This is a genomic window from Janthinobacterium sp. GL_088, assembly GCF_057837845.1.
In genome coordinates, this window is sequence record NZ_CM174453.1 from 5505616 (window position 1) to 5521991 (window position 16376).

General features: G+C 62.2%; 18 protein-coding genes and 1 other RNA gene. 11 read left to right on the forward strand and 8 right to left on the reverse strand.

The window, feature by feature from the left end:
- Positions 1–5 precede the first annotated feature (5 nt).
- The 3 genes from AC3IQ7_RS24585 to AC3IQ7_RS24595 all read left to right on the forward strand — a co-directional run bounded on the left by AC3IQ7_RS24585 (position 6) and on the right by AC3IQ7_RS24595 (position 2198).
- The gene (locus AC3IQ7_RS24585; protein ID WP_489207547.1) at positions 6–431 is read left to right on the forward strand and encodes a DNA polymerase III subunit chi; all 426 of its coding nucleotides are present in this window, start codon (positions 6–8) and stop codon (positions 429–431) included.
- Positions 428–805 (forward strand): DUF2486 family protein, encoded by a 378-nt coding sequence (locus AC3IQ7_RS24590; RefSeq protein WP_489207548.1) that lies wholly within the window; start codon positions 428–430, stop codon positions 803–805. The genes AC3IQ7_RS24585 and AC3IQ7_RS24590 overlap by 4 nt, the downstream gene beginning before the upstream one ends.
- Before the next feature lie 250 nt (positions 806–1055).
- Complete coding sequence (locus AC3IQ7_RS24595) at positions 1056–2198, forward strand: branched-chain amino acid ABC transporter substrate-binding protein (RefSeq protein ID WP_070301412.1); 1143 nt, start codon at positions 1056–1058, stop codon at positions 2196–2198.
- On the opposite strand, the gene AC3IQ7_RS24600 is transcribed toward AC3IQ7_RS24595, so the two are convergent.
- Positions 2191–3093, reverse strand: coding sequence for a LysR family transcriptional regulator (locus tag AC3IQ7_RS24600; RefSeq protein ID WP_489207549.1), 903 nt, complete (start codon positions 3091–3093; stop codon positions 2191–2193). The two genes, AC3IQ7_RS24595 and AC3IQ7_RS24600, sit on opposite strands and share 8 nt — an antisense overlap.
- A gap of 91 nt (positions 3094–3184) precedes the next feature.
- Here AC3IQ7_RS24600 and AC3IQ7_RS24605 point away from each other — a divergent pair, with 91 nt between their 5' ends.
- Entirely contained in the window at positions 3185–4186 is a 1002-nt protein-coding gene (locus tag AC3IQ7_RS24605) for an NAD-dependent epimerase/dehydratase family protein (RefSeq protein WP_489207550.1), read from the forward strand.
- Between the two features lie 21 nt (positions 4187–4207).
- Here the strand turns inward: AC3IQ7_RS24605 and AC3IQ7_RS24610 are convergent, their stop codons facing one another.
- Together AC3IQ7_RS24610 and ilvD are read right to left on the reverse strand one after the other, a co-directional pair.
- Complete coding sequence (locus AC3IQ7_RS24610) at positions 4208–4519, reverse strand: c-type cytochrome (RefSeq protein WP_034747381.1); 312 nt, start codon at positions 4517–4519, stop codon at positions 4208–4210.
- 222 nt (positions 4520–4741) lie between these two features.
- Positions 4742–6607: a dihydroxy-acid dehydratase gene (gene ilvD, locus AC3IQ7_RS24615; protein WP_099378044.1), complete on the reverse strand. Its 1866-nt coding sequence runs from the start codon at positions 6605–6607 to the stop codon at positions 4742–4744.
- Between the two features lie 170 nt (positions 6608–6777).
- Between ilvD and AC3IQ7_RS24620 the strand changes: the two genes are divergently transcribed.
- The 3 genes from AC3IQ7_RS24620 (at position 6778) to AC3IQ7_RS24630 (ending at position 10252) form a co-directional block, all read left to right on the forward strand.
- The gene (locus AC3IQ7_RS24620) at positions 6778–7689 is read left to right on the forward strand and encodes a LysR family transcriptional regulator (RefSeq protein ID WP_489207551.1); all 912 of its coding nucleotides are present in this window, start codon (positions 6778–6780) and stop codon (positions 7687–7689) included.
- 79 nt (positions 7690–7768) lie between these two features.
- The gene (gene lgt, locus AC3IQ7_RS24625) at positions 7769–8599 is read left to right on the forward strand and encodes a prolipoprotein diacylglyceryl transferase (RefSeq protein WP_489207552.1); all 831 of its coding nucleotides are present in this window, start codon (positions 7769–7771) and stop codon (positions 8597–8599) included.
- 156 nt (positions 8600–8755) lie between these two features.
- Positions 8756–10252 carry a GGDEF domain-containing protein gene (locus AC3IQ7_RS24630; RefSeq protein ID WP_099378047.1) on the forward strand — a complete coding sequence of 499 codons (1497 nt, stop codon included), beginning with the start codon at positions 8756–8758 and terminating at the stop codon, positions 10250–10252.
- Here AC3IQ7_RS24630 and AC3IQ7_RS24635 read toward each other — a convergent pair.
- The 5 genes from AC3IQ7_RS24635 to AC3IQ7_RS24655 form a co-directional block, all read right to left on the reverse strand.
- Positions 10249–10713, reverse strand: a complete 465-nt coding sequence (locus AC3IQ7_RS24635; protein ID WP_322426318.1) for an EVE domain-containing protein — start codon at positions 10711–10713, stop codon at positions 10249–10251. The two genes, AC3IQ7_RS24630 and AC3IQ7_RS24635, sit on opposite strands and share 4 nt — an antisense overlap.
- A 79-nt stretch (positions 10714–10792) precedes the next feature.
- Positions 10793–10970: non-coding RNA, 6S RNA (gene ssrS, locus AC3IQ7_RS24640), on the reverse strand.
- A gap of 54 nt (positions 10971–11024) precedes the next feature.
- Complete coding sequence (locus AC3IQ7_RS24645) at positions 11025–11336, reverse strand: cell division protein ZapA (protein ID WP_034747344.1); 312 nt, start codon at positions 11334–11336, stop codon at positions 11025–11027.
- Positions 11336–11599, reverse strand: a complete 264-nt coding sequence (locus tag AC3IQ7_RS24650; RefSeq protein ID WP_099378049.1) for a DUF904 domain-containing protein — start codon at positions 11597–11599, stop codon at positions 11336–11338. Before AC3IQ7_RS24650 ends, AC3IQ7_RS24645 begins: the two co-directional genes overlap by 1 nt.
- A 156-nt stretch (positions 11600–11755) precedes the next feature.
- Entirely contained in the window at positions 11756–12502 is a 747-nt protein-coding gene (locus AC3IQ7_RS24655; protein WP_489207553.1) for a hypothetical protein, read from the reverse strand.
- Positions 12503–13036: 534 nt separating this feature from the next.
- Here AC3IQ7_RS24655 and groES point away from each other — a divergent pair.
- The 4 genes from groES (at position 13037) to AC3IQ7_RS24675 (ending at position 16374) form a co-directional block, all read left to right on the forward strand.
- On the forward strand, positions 13037–13327 hold the full coding sequence (gene groES, locus AC3IQ7_RS24660; protein ID WP_010400979.1) for a co-chaperone GroES: 291 nt from the start codon (positions 13037–13039) through the stop codon (positions 13325–13327).
- 50 nt (positions 13328–13377) lie between these two features.
- Entirely contained in the window at positions 13378–15036 is a 1659-nt protein-coding gene (groL, locus tag AC3IQ7_RS24665) for a chaperonin GroEL (protein WP_489207554.1), read from the forward strand.
- Positions 15037–15267: 231 nt separating this feature from the next.
- Positions 15268–15744, forward strand: coding sequence for a hypothetical protein (locus tag AC3IQ7_RS24670; protein WP_322426316.1), 477 nt, complete (start codon positions 15268–15270; stop codon positions 15742–15744).
- Positions 15745–15804: 60 nt separating this feature from the next.
- Complete coding sequence (locus AC3IQ7_RS24675) at positions 15805–16374, forward strand: GNAT family N-acetyltransferase (RefSeq protein WP_489207555.1); 570 nt, start codon at positions 15805–15807, stop codon at positions 16372–16374.
- Positions 16375–16376 lie beyond the last annotated feature (2 nt).

Sequence of the window (16376 nt, forward strand, 5' to 3'; positions counted from 1 at the left end):
TCGCCATGAGCCGCGTCGATTTTCACAGCAACGTGCCGGACAAGCTGGCCTACGCCTGCCGCCTGGCGCGCAAGGCCTATATGGCCGGCAACAAGGTCGTCGTGCTGGCGCAAGACGGCGCCCAGCTCGACGCCTTGAACAGCGCCATGTGGACCATTTCCGCCACGGATTTCCTGCCGCACGTGCTGGCCGGCGATCCGCTGGCGGCGCAAACGCCGATCATCCTGACCGATGACCCGGCGGCGGAGGTGCCGCATCACGACATCCTCGTCAACCTGTCGCAGTTGCCGCCCGCCAATTACGCACAGTTCCAGCGCGTCTTCGAGATCGTCTCCGTGGATGAGCAAGATGCGCAGGCGGGCCGCCAACGCTTCCTGCACTACCGCCAGCAAAACGTGCAACCGACCCACTTTGTGGCGGGTAAAGCATGAGCCAGCAGCCATTCGACCAGGGCATCCCCCTGCTGACGGAGGTGCTGCTGGGGCCGGAGGTGGATGAGGTGGCCCCCGCCATGCCAGCCGAGCCTGCTATCGAGGCAGCGCCGGCGTTGCCACCTGGCGTAGTCCAGCCTGACTGGGACGCCATCGAACAGCGGCTGACGCAGCGCATCCTGCACCAGGTGCAGGGCAAGATCGACCATCTGCTGGAAGAGCGCATCGCCCACGTCCTGCAAACAGCCCTGCAAAACGCCCTGATCGGCATGCGCGGCGCCCTGCGCGAAGATTTGCAGCAGTCGCTGGAACAGATCGTGGCCCATGCGGTGAGCCACGAGCTCGGGCATTTGCACCCTCCCGCACAGTCCTGAGCAATCGGGTTACGCGCTGCGCGCCAACCCGACCTACCCTATTCTTCCTTCCAACGCCATTCTTTGGTGCGCTCGCGCCTGCGAAATCGGTGCATCGCGCCTCACTTTGGTGATTGTTGCGACAAAATGTAAAAAGCCCGAAATGCGGCTTTGCGCCGCCTGTTTTTTGTTGTACCTTTCTCCACACGTACCGCCCCTCGAAGCGGTTTTCACGAGACGCCGCCGTATCTTTATCCATTGGAGAATGTTTATGCTGCTCAAGACCAAAGTCCTTCCTCTCGCCCTCGCCCTCGCCTTTGCCGGCCATGCGGGCGCACAGGAAATCATCAAGATCGGCCACGTCGCCCCGGTCTCTGGCGCCAGCTCCCACCTGGGCAAGGATAACGAGAACGCGGCCAAGATGGCCATCGAGGATTTGAACGCCAAAGGCTTCAAGATCGACGGCAAAGCCGTGAAATTCGTGCTGGTGCCCGAAGATGATGCAGCCGATCCCAAGCAGGGCACGGCCGTGGCGCAAAAGCTGGTCGATGCCAAGGTCAACGGCGTCGTCGGCCACCTGAACTCGGGCACGACGATTCCCGCCTCGCGCATTTACTTCAATGCCGGCATCCCGCAGATTTCACCGGCCGCCACCAACCCGACGTACACCCAGCAGAAATTCAACACAGCCTTCCGCGTCGTGGCCAATGACAACAAACTGGGCGGCACCCTGGGCGCGTATGCCGTGGGCAAGCTGCAAGCGAAGAAAATCGCCGTCATCGACGACCGCACGGCCTACGGCCAGGGCGTTGCGGAACAGTTCGTCAAGGGTGCCAAGAAAGCAGCGCCTGGCGTGCAAATCGTCGGCAAGGAATTTACCAATGCCAACGCGACGGACTTCAACGCCATTTTGACCAGCATCAAGTCGAAAAATCCTGACCTGATCTTCTTTGGCGGCATGGATTCCGTGGGCGGCCCCATGCTGCGCCAGATGAAGGCGCTGGGCATCAAGGCCAAGTTCATGGGCGGCGACGGCTTGTGCACGGAACCGCTGGGCAAGTTGGCGGGCGACGCCGTGGGCGAAGACATGGTCACCTGCGCGGAAGCGGGCGGCGTGACGGGCGCGCAGCAAAAAGGCATGGACGATTTCCGCGCCCGCTACAAGCAAAAGTACAACATGGAAGTGCAACTGTACGCGCCATACGTCTACGATGCCGTGATGACCATGGCCACCGCCATGGCCGACGCGAAATCGTCGAAACCGTCCGTCTACCTGCCTTTCCTGGCCAAGGTGCACTACCAGGGCGTGACGGGCCCGATCTCGTTCGATGCCAACGGCGACATCAAGGACGGCGCGCTGACCTTGTTCACGTATCGTGATGGCAAGAAGACAAAAATGGAAGTGGTCAAGTAAGCGGCTGCGTCGCCACATAAGCCTGCAAGCCTTCGGCCAGCGCGTCGAAGGTGGCGCGGCAGCGCAGGCTGCCGCGCAAGTCTTCATGCATGGTGACCCAGGTTTCCATCGGTAGCGAAAACGCTTGCGGCAACACGCGCCGCAGGGCCGGATTGCGCGCCGCCAGCCCCGCCTGGCACACGCCGATGCCTGCGCCCGCCCGTATCAGGGCCAGTTGCGCCAGGTCGCTGTCGCTGCGCCAGGCAAAATTTTCCCGCGTAAATCCGTTGAAAGCCGCGCCCGCGTTGCGCACGAAGGGGCTCGCCTCGTCGTAGCCGATGACGGCATGTTGCGCCAGGTCGGCCAGTGCCAGCGGCGTGCCGTGCCGCGCCAGGTAATCCGCGTGCGCATGCAGGCCCAGTTCGATCTCGCCCACCTTGCGCGCCACCAGCTGCTCCTGGCGGGGCCGCAACATGCGCACGGCGATGTCCGCTTCCCGGCGCAGCAAATCCTGCACCTTGTTGCTCAATACCAATTCAATGGTCAAGCCCGGATGGCGCGCGCGCAGGCGGGCCAGGATCGGCGGCAGCACTTCCACGCCCACCACTTCGCTGGCCGCGATGCGCACGACACCGGCCACGCCCTGCCCCTGGCTGCTGGCGGCGCGCTCCATCAGGGCCGCCGTGTGCTCCATGGTTTCCGCATGGGGCCGCAGCGCCAGCGCCACTTCCGTGGGGAGCAAGCCCAGTTGGGAGCGCGTAAACAGGGTCGCACCCAGCGCCTGCTCCAGCGCGGCGATATGCCGGCCGACGGTGGGTTGCGTGATGGCCAGCGCGCGTGCCGCGCCGGACAGCGAGCCGTGCTTCAGCACGGCCAGCAGCGAACGGTAGTATTCCCAGGCAATGGAAGTAGTCATACATAAATGTATAGCCCGTACTCGATGTTCGTCAATTCCCAATTAGCCCTGCGCGGCAGATACTGGCTCAATCAACCACACGGAGGACAATATGGACAAAACAGTATTGGTACTGGGCGCCACGGGCGGCATCGGCGGCGAGATGGTGCGCCAGCTCCTGGCGGCGGGCTGGCAGGTGCGCGCCTTGACACGGGGAGAGCTGCCATCGCCACGCGGCGACGGCATTGAATGGCTGCGCGGCGACGCGCTGTCGCGTACGGACGTACTGGCCGCTGCCAGGGGCTGCGCCGTCATCGTGCACGCCGTCAACCCGCCCGGCTACCGCCACTGGGGCCAGCTGGTGCTGCCCATGCTCGACAATACGATTGCCGCGGCCATCGCCGAAAACGCCACCATCGTGCTGCCGGGCACCGTGTACAACTTCGGTCCCGACGCCTTTCCAGTCTTGGCGGAAGACGCGCCGCAGCATCCGCTCACGCGCAAGGGCGCCATCCGCGTGGAACTGGAAGCGCGGCTGGAACGGGCCAGCACGCAGGGCGCCAGGGTCATCATCGTGCGCGCGGGCGACTTCTTCGGCCCCCGCGCCGGCAACAACTGGTTTTCACAGGGTCTGGTGAAACCGGGCCAGCCCGTGCGCAGTGTGCTGTATCCGGGCGCGCCCGGCGTGGGTCACCAGTGGTCCTACCTGCCCGACGTGGCGCGCACGATGTTGCAATTGCTGGCCATGCGCGCCACCTTGCCCGCATTCTCACGCTTTCACCTGGCCGGGCACTGGGACCACGACGGCAGGCAAATGACGGGAGCGATTGCCCGCGTGGTAAAACAGGCGACAGGAGCTGCGCCCGTCATCCGGCGCTTTCCATGGTGGCTCATGACGCTGGCGTCGCCGTTCGTGGCAACCCTGCGCGAAATGCGCGAGATGCGCTATCTGTGGCAAACGCCTCTATCCATGGAGAATGCGCGGCTGCTGGCCGTGCTGGGCCAGGAGCCGCATACGCCGCTCGACGAGGCCGTGCGGGCGACATTGGAGGGCATGGGGAATCTGCAAAAGGCAGCGGGCAAAAAAAATGCGCCGGGATTGCCGGCGCGCTGATTGCAGGTACTACGGCACAGATTATTTCTGTGCCAGCACCCATTTGACCAGGGTGTGGGCTTCAGCATCGCTCACTTGCGGGTTCGCTGGCATCGGGATCGCTCCCCAGGTGCCGGAACCGCCTTTCATGACTTTCGCCACGAGCTTGTTTTCCGCGTCTTTCTGACCAGCGTACTTGGCAGCCACGTCCTTGAACGCAGGGCCCACCAGTTTCGTGCTCACCGCGTGGCAAGCCATGCAGTTCTTTGCTTTCGCCAGATCCGGATTGGCCAACGCTGCTTGCGATGCCAGAGCCGATACGGTCAATACACTCACCAACATAAAACGTTTCATTGTCTTTTCTCCAAAGTTACTTCCTGCGGCATTTTACTGTGTTTCCGCAGATGCACCACGAGCCCAGATCAAGCGTTTCAATGTAGTAACGCAATGTCCTTGTATCAGGCACTCACATTCTGCCCCAACTGCACGCGCATGACCATGTTGTTTGTAAGGCGATGTAACGACAGCCGGCCCCGCGCAGTGGATCGGGGCCGGCTGTCTTACCTGCGCAACAAATCAGCGTTTCTTCAACTGCGACAGATCGCGCACGGCGCCCCGGTCGGCCGACGTCGTCAGGGCTGCATAGGCCTGCAGCGCCTGCGACACATAGCGCTCGCGGTTGACGGGCAGCCAGGCTGCATCGCCCTTCGCTTCCATGGCGGCGCGGCGCGCGGCCAGCTGCGCATCCGTGACGCGCAGGTTGATCGTGCGCTCGGGGATGTCGATGTCGATAAAGTCGCCCTCTTCCACCAGGCCGATGGCGCCGCCTTCAGCCGCTTCCGGCGAGGCGTGGCCGATCACCAGGCCCGAGGAACCGCCCGAGAAGCGCCCGTCCGTGAACAGCGCGCACGCCTTGCCCAGGCCCTTGGACTTGATGTACGAAGTCGGGTACAGCATTTCCTGCATGCCGGGACCGCCTTTCGGGCCTTCGTAGCGGATGATGACGACGTCGCCTTCATGCACGGTATCTTCCAGGATGGCAGCGACGGCCGCGTCCTGGCTTTCGAACACGCGCGCCTTGCCCGAGAATTTCAAGATGCTTTCATCCACGCCTGCCGTCTTGACGATGCAGCCCTTTTCGGCCAGGTTGCCGTACAAGACGGCCAGGCCGCCATCCTGCGAATAGGCATGCGCCTTGTCGCGGATGCAGCCCGTGCTGCGATCCGTGTCGACAGCCGCGAAACGCTCGGACTGCGAGAACGCCGTCTGCGTCGGCACGCCGCCCGGTGCGGCGCGGAACAATTCATGCACGGCCGGATTGTCGGTGCACATGATGTCGTTTTGCGCAATGGCGTCGGCCAAAGTCGGCGCGTGGATGGTCGGCAGGGTGGTGTTGAGCAGGCCGGCGCGCGCCAGTTCGCCCAGGATGCCCACGATGCCGCCGGCGCGGTGCACGTCTTCGATATGGTATTTGTCCGTCATCGGCGCGACCTTGCACAGGCACGGTACCTTGCGCGAGATGCGATCGATGTCGGCCATCGTGAATTCCACTTCCGCCTCGTGCGCGGCGGCCAGCAAGTGCAGCACGGTATTCGTCGAGCCGCCCATGGAGACGTCGAGCGCCATGGCGTTTTCAAACGCGGCCTTGGTGGCGATCGAGCGTGGCAGCACGGAATAATCGTCCTGTTCATAATGGCGCTTGGCCAGTTCCACGATCAGGCGGCCCGCGCGCAGGAACAGCTGCTGGCGGTCCGAGTGCGTGGCCAGGATGGTGCCGTTGCCGGGCAGGGCCAGGCCCAGCGCCTCGGTCAAACAGTTCATCGAGTTGGCCGTAAACATGCCGGAACACGAGCCGCAGGTCGGACAGGCCGAGCGTTCGATTTCCGCCACGTCGGCGTCGGATACGGTGCTGTCGCCCGCCTTGATCATCGCGTCGACCAGGTCCAGCTTGATGATCTTCTGCGTGCCGTTGACCACCTTGACGACCTTGCCCGCTTCCATCGGCCCGCCCGAGATGAAGACGACGGGGATATTGATGCGCATGGCGGCCATCAGCATGCCCGGCGTGATCTTGTCGCAGTTCGAGATGCATACCATGGCGTCGGCGCAGTGGGCGTTGACCATGTATTCGACGGAGTCGGCGATCAGGTCGCGCGACGGCAGCGAATACAGCATGCCGCCGTGGCCCATGGCGATGCCGTCATCGACGGCGATGGTATTGAATTCCTTGGCCACGCCGCCGGCCGCTTCGATTTCGCGCGCCACCATCTGTCCCAGGTCCTTCAGGTGCACGTGACCGGGCACGAACTGGGTGAACGAGTTGACGACGGCGATGATCGGCTTGTCGAAGTCGCCGTCCTTCATGCCGGTGGCGCGCCACAGGGCGCGGGCGCCAGCCATGTTGCGGCCGTGGGTGGTGGTGCGGGAGCGGTATTGCGGCATGATGGACCTTCCAAAAGTGTTGATGCCTGACTGTGCGGGTTTGCAGTAAAACCCTGCATGCAGTGGGGGTACGTCAGATTGCCTTGCGCGCGTCCCACTGTCAAATATATGATGCACGTGTCTGTGAGTCGATTTTCATATCACAGGACTTATTCCACATGGAAACGCATATGAACCTTGAACTGCGCCAGCTGCGCTACTTTGTCACCGTCGCCGAGGAATTGCACTTCGGCCGCGCCGCCGCGCGGCTGCACATGACGCAGCCGCCCCTGTCGCAAACCATCATGGCCCTGGAAGAATTGCTGGGCGCCCCGCTGTTCGTGCGCACGCGGCGCGAGGTGCAGCTGACGCCGGCCGGCACGGCCCTGCTGCCCGAGGCGCGCCGCCTGCTGGCCCAGGCGCAGGATTTACCCGCGCTGGTGCAGCGGGCCGCGCAGGGCGAGGCAGGGCGTCTGAGCCTGGCCTTCGTTTCCTCGGCCGACTACAGCGTGCTGCCGCCGCTGCTGCGCGCTTACCAGACGGCCTATCCGCAAGTGCAGATCGCGCTGCAGGAAGCCACCTCCGACCTGCAGCTCGATGAATTGCTGGCCGGGCGCACGGATGCGGGCCTGTTGATCCCGCCCTTGCCAGAAAAGGCGAAAGGGGCGCTCGACTACCTGCCCGTACTGGCCGAACCGCTGGTGCTGGCCGCGCCGTCCGGCCTCGACATACTCATTACGCCGGGCCCCGTGCGCCTGCGCGACCTGCCGTCGCTGCCTTTGATCATTTTCCCGCGCGCCATTTCTCCCGCCCTGCACGACGCCATCCTCGGCGTGTTCCGCGCGGCCGGCATCACGCCGCAGATCGGCCAGGAAGCGATCCAGATGCAAACCATCGTCAGCCTCGTCTCGGCTGGCATGGGCATCGCGCTTGTGCCACAATCGGTATCGAATCTGATGCGCCCGGGCGTAGAATACAGGCCGCTGCAGGACGCCACGCCGCTGGTGGAAACGGGCCTGGCCTGGCGCCGCGACAATCCGTCCGCCGTACTGCAAGGTTTCCTGGCGCTGCTGCGCAAGCAGTTCGGCGCGACCGCCGATTAAATTAAGTAGCCGCTAAGGCAAAAAACCGCCAGCGCCCCCATACTACGCAACCTTGGCTTTAAACAAAGAAAGAAACCCCATGCTGATACACCCGATGCCCGACCCGATAGCCATCCAGATCGGCCCGCTCGCCGTGCACTGGTACGGCCTGATGTATGTGCTGGCCTTCGCCCTGTTTATTATCCTGGGCCGCGTGCGCATCAAGCAGCCGCATATCGCCGTGCTGGGCTGGAAGAAGGAAGACCTCGATGACATGCTGTTCTACGGCATGCTGGGCGTGGTGATCGGCGGGCGCCTGGGCGAAGTGCTGTTCTACCGCCCCGAATACTTCATGCACAATCCGCTCGAGATCTTCATGGTCTGGCATGGCGGCATGTCCTTCCATGGCGGCTTCCTCGGCGTCATCCTGGCCATGTACCTGTGGAGCCGTAAGGCGGGCCGCAACCTGTTCGACGTGCTCGACTTCATCGCCCCGCTGGTGCCGCTCGGCTACGCGGCCGGCCGCCTGGGCAATTTCATCAATGCAGAACTGCCGGGCCGCATCGCGCCGGACACCCTGCCGTGGGCGATGCAGTGGCCAGGCATTCCGTATCCCGTGCACCCGTCGCCGCTCTACCAGATGCTGATCGACGGCATCCTGGTCTTCATCATCCTGTGGCTGTTTGCGCGCAAGCAGCGTCCGCGCATGGCCGTCGGCGCCATGTTCACCCTGTTGTACGGCTGCGCGCGCTTCTTCACGGAATACTTCCGCACGCCGGACTGGGAAGTCGTGTGGCTGGGCGTGCCGATCACCTCGGGCCAGATGCTGTCCCTGCCGATGATCGTCGGCGCCATCGCGCTGCTGGTGTGGGCGTATAAAAGCCAGGTAATGGGCACGCCGCCCACCAAGGCACGCCCGGCCAACACGTAATCCGCTGTTCCCCGGTGGCGCGCCAGGCAGGCGCGCCACCCTCCCCTCCTCTGGCAACATTTCCCTAAAAACAGCAAGATTTCCGTATGGAATGGACTTGCTGTTGACATCTGGGTATCATCGTTTGCACGTGCCGCCACCGGGGAGTGCCTTGCCATGCCGCCTGCCGGGCAAAAACTGACATGCTCGATCGCGCTGGGCGCCGGCTATGTGCTGGCCCAGCTGACCTTGACGGCCTGGGCCGGCTCGCACGCCCCCTGGGTCAGCTATGCGTTCAGCATTGTCTCGCCCCTGCTGGCGCTGGCCGCCTGTTGCCGCTGCGCCTATGTCAGCGCGGCAGGCGCCGCCAGGACAGGCTGGGCCCTGTTCGCCGTGGCCATGCTGTTCTGGAGCTCGGGCATGATATTGTCGGCCTGGCAAGACCTGAGCGGACAAGTGGCCTCCGACGCCACGTATTTTTCCGATTTCGCCTATTTCATGTATGGCGCGCCCCTGTTACTGGCCATGTCGTCCGTGGCGCACGAGCATCCCTCGCGCACCCTGCAGTGGCTCGATGCCGTGCAAGTGCTGCTGGCAGCCTACCTGGCCTATACGGCCATCTTTTCCGTGTCGCCCTTCGAGCAGCGCTCGATCGCGCCGATTCCCGCCAGCCTGCTGGTGCTGACCTACAACGTGGAAAACCTGGCCCTGGCCTGTTGCGCCTCGCTGCGCCTGCTGGCGCACCGCCGCGATGGCGGGCAAGGCCGCTTTTATCTGTTGCTGACGGTATTTTTATGGTGCTATGCGGGCTGCGCGGCAGCATATAACTATCTGACCTTGCATGGCGTGACCGAGGCCTGGAGCGAGGTGCTGCCGGGCCTGCCGTTCCTGCTGCTGGTGCTGCTGTCCACGCGTGTCACGGCGGCGCAGACGGGGACGGAAACCGCACAGGCGCAGCGGACCCCGCAAAAGCTGACCCTGCTGATCGACAATTTCAGTCCCATCTTTTTTACGGCCGCCTTGCTGGGCCTGGGCTTTGCCGTCATGCGCGCGCATTTCTACCTGGCGGCGGCATCGCTGTTCGTCGCGCTGCTGGTCCACGCGCTGCGCTCGGCCACCCTGCAAAGCCGCTACATGCAAAGCGAACTGGCCTTGCGCGCGGCGCATGACAAGCTGGAAAAGCTGTCGCTGACGGATGGCTTGACGGGCATCGCCAACCGGCGCTGCTTCGACCAGACCCTGCAGCTGGAGTGGCAGCGCGCCGCACGCAACAATCAAGCGCTGGCGCTGCTGATCATCGACATCGATTTCTTCAAAAGCCTCAACGACGGCTTCGGCCACCCGTATGGCGACGCCTGCCTGGTGCAGATCGCGGCCGCCCTGCATTCCGCGCTGCCGCGCGCCAGCGACCTGGCGGCCCGCTTCGGCGGCGAGGAGTTTGCCGCCATCCTGCCCGCCACCGATCGCGTGGGCGCGCTGGCCGTGGCGCACAAGATGCAGGAAGCGATCGCTGCGGCCGCCATCGTCCACGCGCCGTCGCGCGGCGGCCTGGTGACGGCCAGCATCGGCCTGGCCCTGAATGACGCAGGACAGACGCCGGAGCAATTGCTGGCCTCTGCCGACCAGGCCCTGTACCGGGCCAAGCAGAATGGTCGCAACCGGGTCGAAGGCTAACTTGTCAGCTTGCCGGTAATGACTTTCCATTGCGCCGGCGTCACGGGCGTGATCGACAGCCGGCTGCCCTTCTTGAGCAGCAGCATGTCTTCCAGCTCCGGCATCTGGCGCATCTCGGACAGGGGCAGCAGCGCCGTCTTCTTCACGCCGCGCACGTCGACGCTGATCCAGCGCGGCTGTTCTGGCGTGGCTTTCGGGTCGAAGTATTTGCCGCCCTCTTCAAACTGGCTGTGATCGGGATAGGCGCCGCTGGCCACTTCGGCCACGCCCGCCACGCCCGGCTGCGGGCAGCTCGAGTGATAGAACAGCACGCCATCGCCCGGCTGCATGCCATCGCGCATGAAGTTGCGCGCCTGGTAGTTGCGCACGCCAAACCAGGGCATGGTGTGCTGCGGCGCCGCCATCAGGTCGTCGATGCTCACTTCATCGGGTTCGGATTTCATCAGCCAGTATTGTTTCATGTTCACTCCCTATCAAAAGCAACAGGCGTAAAAAAACGGTTGCGCATCGATGCTGCAACCGTTTTCTTTGTACTGCAAATTGGGCCCCGCCTGTGCCGCTATGCCGGCATCCCGAACCAAACGGTTCAAGGTGGTCACGTTAGTTCAATTTCGGGTTCGTCGAACGAGCGACGCTCACTCCCATCAAACAAAATTCGCAACCGATGCGCATAAATGGTTCAAGGAATATATGGCAATCGCGAACACCGCAGGGTAGACCCAAGTTTACTCCTTTGCTCGCGCATCGCAAAGACAAATCGTCGCGTGCACGCTTAAAAAAGGTTTTCCTGGGGCGTCAGAGCGCTATCCAATACCGTGTGCATGGCCGAGATTTTCTGCTTCACTTCCAGTATCGTCAATTCCGACAGCGGACCTTGCGGCGACTTCACGGAAAGGAATTCAGCGGCCACGCCCAGGGCGGCCAGCACGGCGATGCGGTCGTTGCCCTTGACCTTGCCCGCGTCGCGGATGGCCTTCATTTTGCTATCGAGATAGATCGCCGCTTCGCGCAGCGCGCGCTCTTCGCCGTCGCGGCACACCATGCTGTAGGACTGGCCCATGATATTGACATCGACACGCGGCATTACGCTTCCTTCTCGTTCTCGGCAATATAGGCGCCCGCTTCCGAAGCGGCTTGCTCCAGGCCAGCTTGCACCAGTTCGGGAATTTTTTCCAGCAACGCTTCCACCCGCTCCTGCGCCTCGCGCATGCGTTGCACATACTGCGCGTTATCTGCGGCCAGCGCGGCATTGTCCTTGCGCAGTTGCGCGTTTTCACGGCGCAGCGCATGGGTCATTTCGGCCAGCAGGCCTATTTTGTCGGATAATTCGTTGAATTCGGAAATCATCCCGCCACTATAGGGCGGACGCTCCATGGGCGTCAATCGAATCACGCCGCTGTCACACATATTTACATCAATGCAGGGCAGTTGGCGGACAATACACGCTTTTTCCGGCGCTTTTCGCCAAGTGCACGCATCCGCCAGCGCCGCGATGGCAACGTTTTACTCGTCGACGTAATCGGGTTCGATATCGAGGCCGCCATAGCGGTTTTCGCAAGAGCGGCGCGTCAGCGTCTGTTCTCCGCCCTTGCCGTCAAGCACCATCGTCAAGTCGCGGCAAGTACGGCTGTAGCTGCCAGGTTTGGCGTCCGTCCGCGAGGGCGTCAGTCGCACTGCCAGCGGCACCGCATTGCCCAGTCCCTTGTTGCTCCACTGGCGGCTCTTGCCATCCTCTTCATCTTTCAAGGTGCGCACGGCGGCCTTCAGCAACGATGCTTGTTCTTTTGCATTCAGCTTGGCGATGGTGACGTCGGACAGGAACGGCGGATACACGACGGGCGCCGGGTCCTTGCCCTGCACATCCCATTTCCCGCTGTTCTGCGAACAGGTGCGGCGGCTCAGGTCCTGCGACTTGCCGCCCGCCGTGACGACGAATTTCAGGTCGCGGCAGACATGCGCCTTCAGGCTGTGCTCCGTCATGCCCGAGTTGCTAAAGTTATACGTGACTTTCACCAGCACACCGCTGTCGCCGCCGTTGTCCCACACATGGGCTTCCTGGTCGTCGTCGTCCTTGTTCAAGTCGTTGAACAAATCGCCCAGCAGCATCTCCTTTTCCTGCGGCGTCAGGGTCGCCACGGTGATTTCGTCGGCGATGGTGGGCGTTTGCGCAGCGGCATTACCCAGACAGGCGAGGCCGATGACGGTGGCGCCCAGCAGGCGCAGGGCGGGACGGGAAGTCGGGAATGGCATGGTGTGCTTTCTGATGCAAGTGGTGATCTGAGGCGATATTGATATGCAATTGCAATCATCTTATCAAATTTCATAGTCAAACTCTGTTTCCTGTGCGTACAGGAACGCCCCCTCTCCGGACGGCATGCTAGAGTCGCGCCTGTTGCTGACGCCCGGGAACGAGGCTTGCGCCAGCGCAAACCCTGCGTAAATGCAGGCTGCGCAGAACGTCTATGCTTATCTTCCCGGAGAATAAGCCCTTGAATAAGCCCCCTACCGTCCCTATAATTAGCACTCGTTAGTAGAGAGTGCTAACAAACTCTTTCGTAGCAATCCTCAGGACTGATGGTGCTTGCCAGACCACTGCAGGGAACGCTACGCGGCGGGCGACGCCGCGATGCACCACTGCCGGATACAGGCAAGGACAGGATGACATGGGGTTTGCTTGACCGTTGCGGGCTGCTTTCAACGGCGGTCACTGAAAGCAGGCCTGGCGCTGTGCCAGGAATGTATTCATTTAGCAACACCTATCCATTGAACTTTAAGGAGTTTTGTATGAATCTGCGCCCATTGAACGATCGCGTCATCGTCAAACGCCTCGACCAGGAAACCAAGACTGCGTCCGGCCTCATCATTCCTGATGCAGCTGCTGAAAAACCGGATCAAGGCGAAGTCCTTGCCGTAGGCAATGGCAAGATTCTCGACGACGGCAAAGTCCGTCCTCTGGATGTCAAAGTGGGCGACCGCGTCCTGTTCGGCAAGTACGCCGGCCAAACCGTCAAAGTTGACGGCGATGAGCTGCTGGTCATGCGCGAAGAAGACATCATGGCGATCGTCGTCAAGTAATTGTTTCCACGTTGTAGACAGATACATCCCGAAACTCAGGAGAATTGAACATGGCAGCTAAAGAAGTAGTATTCGGCGACGCAGCGCGCGCCAAGATGGTCGAAGGCGTCAACATCCTCGCCAACGCAGTCAAAGTAACGCTGGGCCCGAAAGGCCGCAACGTGGTCCTGGAGCGCTCGTTCGGCGCCCCTACCGTCACCAAGGATGGTGTATCGGTAGCGAAAGAAGTTGAACTCAAAGACAAGCTCATGAACATGGGCGCGCAAATGGTCAAGGAAGTTGCTTCCCGCACCAGCGACAACGCCGGCGACGGCACCACCACCGCGACCGTGCTGGCACAAGCCATCGTGCGCGAAGGCATGAAGTTCGTTGCCGCCGGCATGAACCCGATGGACCTGAAGCGCGGTATCGACAAAGCTGTTGCAGCGACCGTCGAAGAACTGGCGAAAATCGCCCGTCCTTGCACCACGACCAAGGAAATCGCCCAAGTTGGCGCGATCTCGGCGAACTCGGACTACTCGATCGGCGAGCGTATCGCTGAAGCGATGGAAAAAGTCGGCAAAGAAGGCGTGATCACCGTTGAAGACGGCAAGTCGCTGAACGACGAGCTGGACATCGTTGAAGGCATGCAGTTCGACCGCGGCTACCTGTCGCCATACTTCATCAACAACCCAGAGAAACAAGTTGCCGTACTGGACAGCCCATTCGTCCTGCTGTGCGACAAGAAAATCTCGAACATCCGTGACCTGCTGCCGGTACTGGAACAAGTCGCAAAAGCTGGCCGTCCACTGCTGATCATCGCAGAAGACATCGAAGGCGAAGCACTGGCAACCCTGGTTGTGAACAACATCCGCGGCATCCTGAAAACTTGCGCAGTGAAAGCCCCTGGCTTCGGCGACCGCCGCAAAGCCATGCTGGAAGACATCGCTGTCCTGACCGGCGGCCAAGTGATCGCTGAAGAAGTCGGCCTGACCCTGGAAAAAGTGACCCTGGCCGAACTGGGCCAAGCGAAACGCATCGAAGTGGGCAAGGAAAACACCATCGTTATCGATGGCGCCGGCGAAGCTGCCTCGATCGAAGCACGCGTAAAACAAGTGCGTGTACAGATCGAAGAAGCGACCTCGGACTACGACCGTGAAAAACTGCAAGAGCGCGTAGCCAAACTGGCTGGCGGCGTTGCCGTGATCAAGGTTGGCGCAGCCACCGAAGTCGAAATGAAAGAGAAAAAAGCCCGCGTTGAAGATGCACTGCACGCGACCCGCGCTGCCGTGGAAGAAGGCATCGTGCCAGGCGGCGGCGTAGCCCTGCTGCGCGCACGCGCCAACATCACGGTCAAGGGCGACAATCCTGATCAAGACGCTGGTATCAAGATCGTCCTGCGCGCAATGGAAGAACCACTGCGCATGATCGTGCAAAACGCTGGCGAAGAAGCTTCGGTCGTCGTGGCAGCCGTACTGGCTGGCACGGGCAACTACGGCTACAACGCTGCCAACGGCACGTATGGCGACATGGTTGAAATGGGCGTCCTGGACCCAGCCAAAGTGACCCGTTCGGCGCTGCAAAACGCCGCTTCGATCGCTTCGCTGATGCTGACGACCGACTGCATGGTCTGCGAAATCGCTGACGACAAAGCAGGCGGCGGCATGGGCGGCGGCATGGGTGGTATGGGTGGTATGGGCGGCATGGGCGGCATGGACGGCATGATGTAATGTCCGGCATCCCCGCGCGCAGGCGACGGCGCGCAGGGATGCATACGCCGGGGAGAAACAGCAGACCAAAAGCTGCTTGTTCTTCCCCGCCAGCCCCGAAAAGCTATCTTCTACGGAAGGTAGCTTTTTTTTCGCCTGTTGGCCTGTTGATTTGGCAAGCCCCGCGATTGCCGGCCTGTGCATTTTGCTTTAGCATGGCCGCCATCATCCCTCTTTCTCACACCCACCATCATGCCGCCACGCGCCTCCTCTTCCAAAACCACCATCATCGCCGGCATCCTGGCCGGCTTGCTGGCCGCCGGGCTAGTCGCTTTCTACCTGCACCAGCAGTCCGCGCCGCACGAGGGCAATGCCCCGGCCGCGAGCAGCAACACGGCGGCGCCAGAGCAGAACGCGCGCGCCGTCGATGCCTTGCTGGCTTTGCCGGAAATCAAGGCCTGGTCGGCGCATATCGAAAAGGCTTCGGGCGGCCGCGCGCACGGCGCCGTGATGGAAACGTCGCCCGAGACGCGCCTCGTCGATGGCGTCGCCAGCTACCAGCTGAGCTTTTTCGAAAGCACGCCCGATGCGGCGCACCGCTGGGAAAGCTTTGTCGTGACGCCCGACGGCAAGCGCATCCTCGTCGACGACATCGTCAGCGGCGACCTGATCAGCCTGGAACAATGGCGCAAGGACAACGCGCCCATGCAACGCGTCGCCACGCAGTAACTACGTCGGCGTTGTAGCGCAAGCTTTACTTTCTGGCATCAACGCCCGATACTCGCCCACATGCCCGCCATCACTATCCGCCCCCTCACGCCAGACGACGCCAGCGCCTACCGCGCGCTGCGCCTGGCAGGCATCGCCGAACTGCCCACCGCCTTCTGCACCACGCATGCGGCGGAAAGCGGCTTGCCGCTGGCACAGATAGCCGAGCGCTTGCACGCCACTTCCCACCAAATAATATTTGGCGCTTTCAATGAAGAACAATTGATCGCCATGGCCGGCCTGCGCCGCGAGCCGATTGCCGTCGTGCATGACAAGGCCAGTCTGTGGAGCGTGTACGTGGCGCCGCAGGCGCGCGGGTGTGGCGCGGGACGGCAACTGGTGCAGGCGGCCATTGCACACGCCTGCAGCGTGCCCGAACTGGCCCGCGTGCGCCTGGCCGTGGCGCAGGACAACCACGCCGCATTGACCCTGTACCTGGACTGCGGCTTTACCCTGGAGGACTGTCCCGCAGCGGATGGCATGCTGCATATGCAGCTGTTGCTGCCCCGCCCGGTTCGTGCAAGTGCCAGTGCAAGTGCCGAAAGTAATGTCTTTATGAAAATCAATACCTTACAAATCCCTGCGAAATAGCG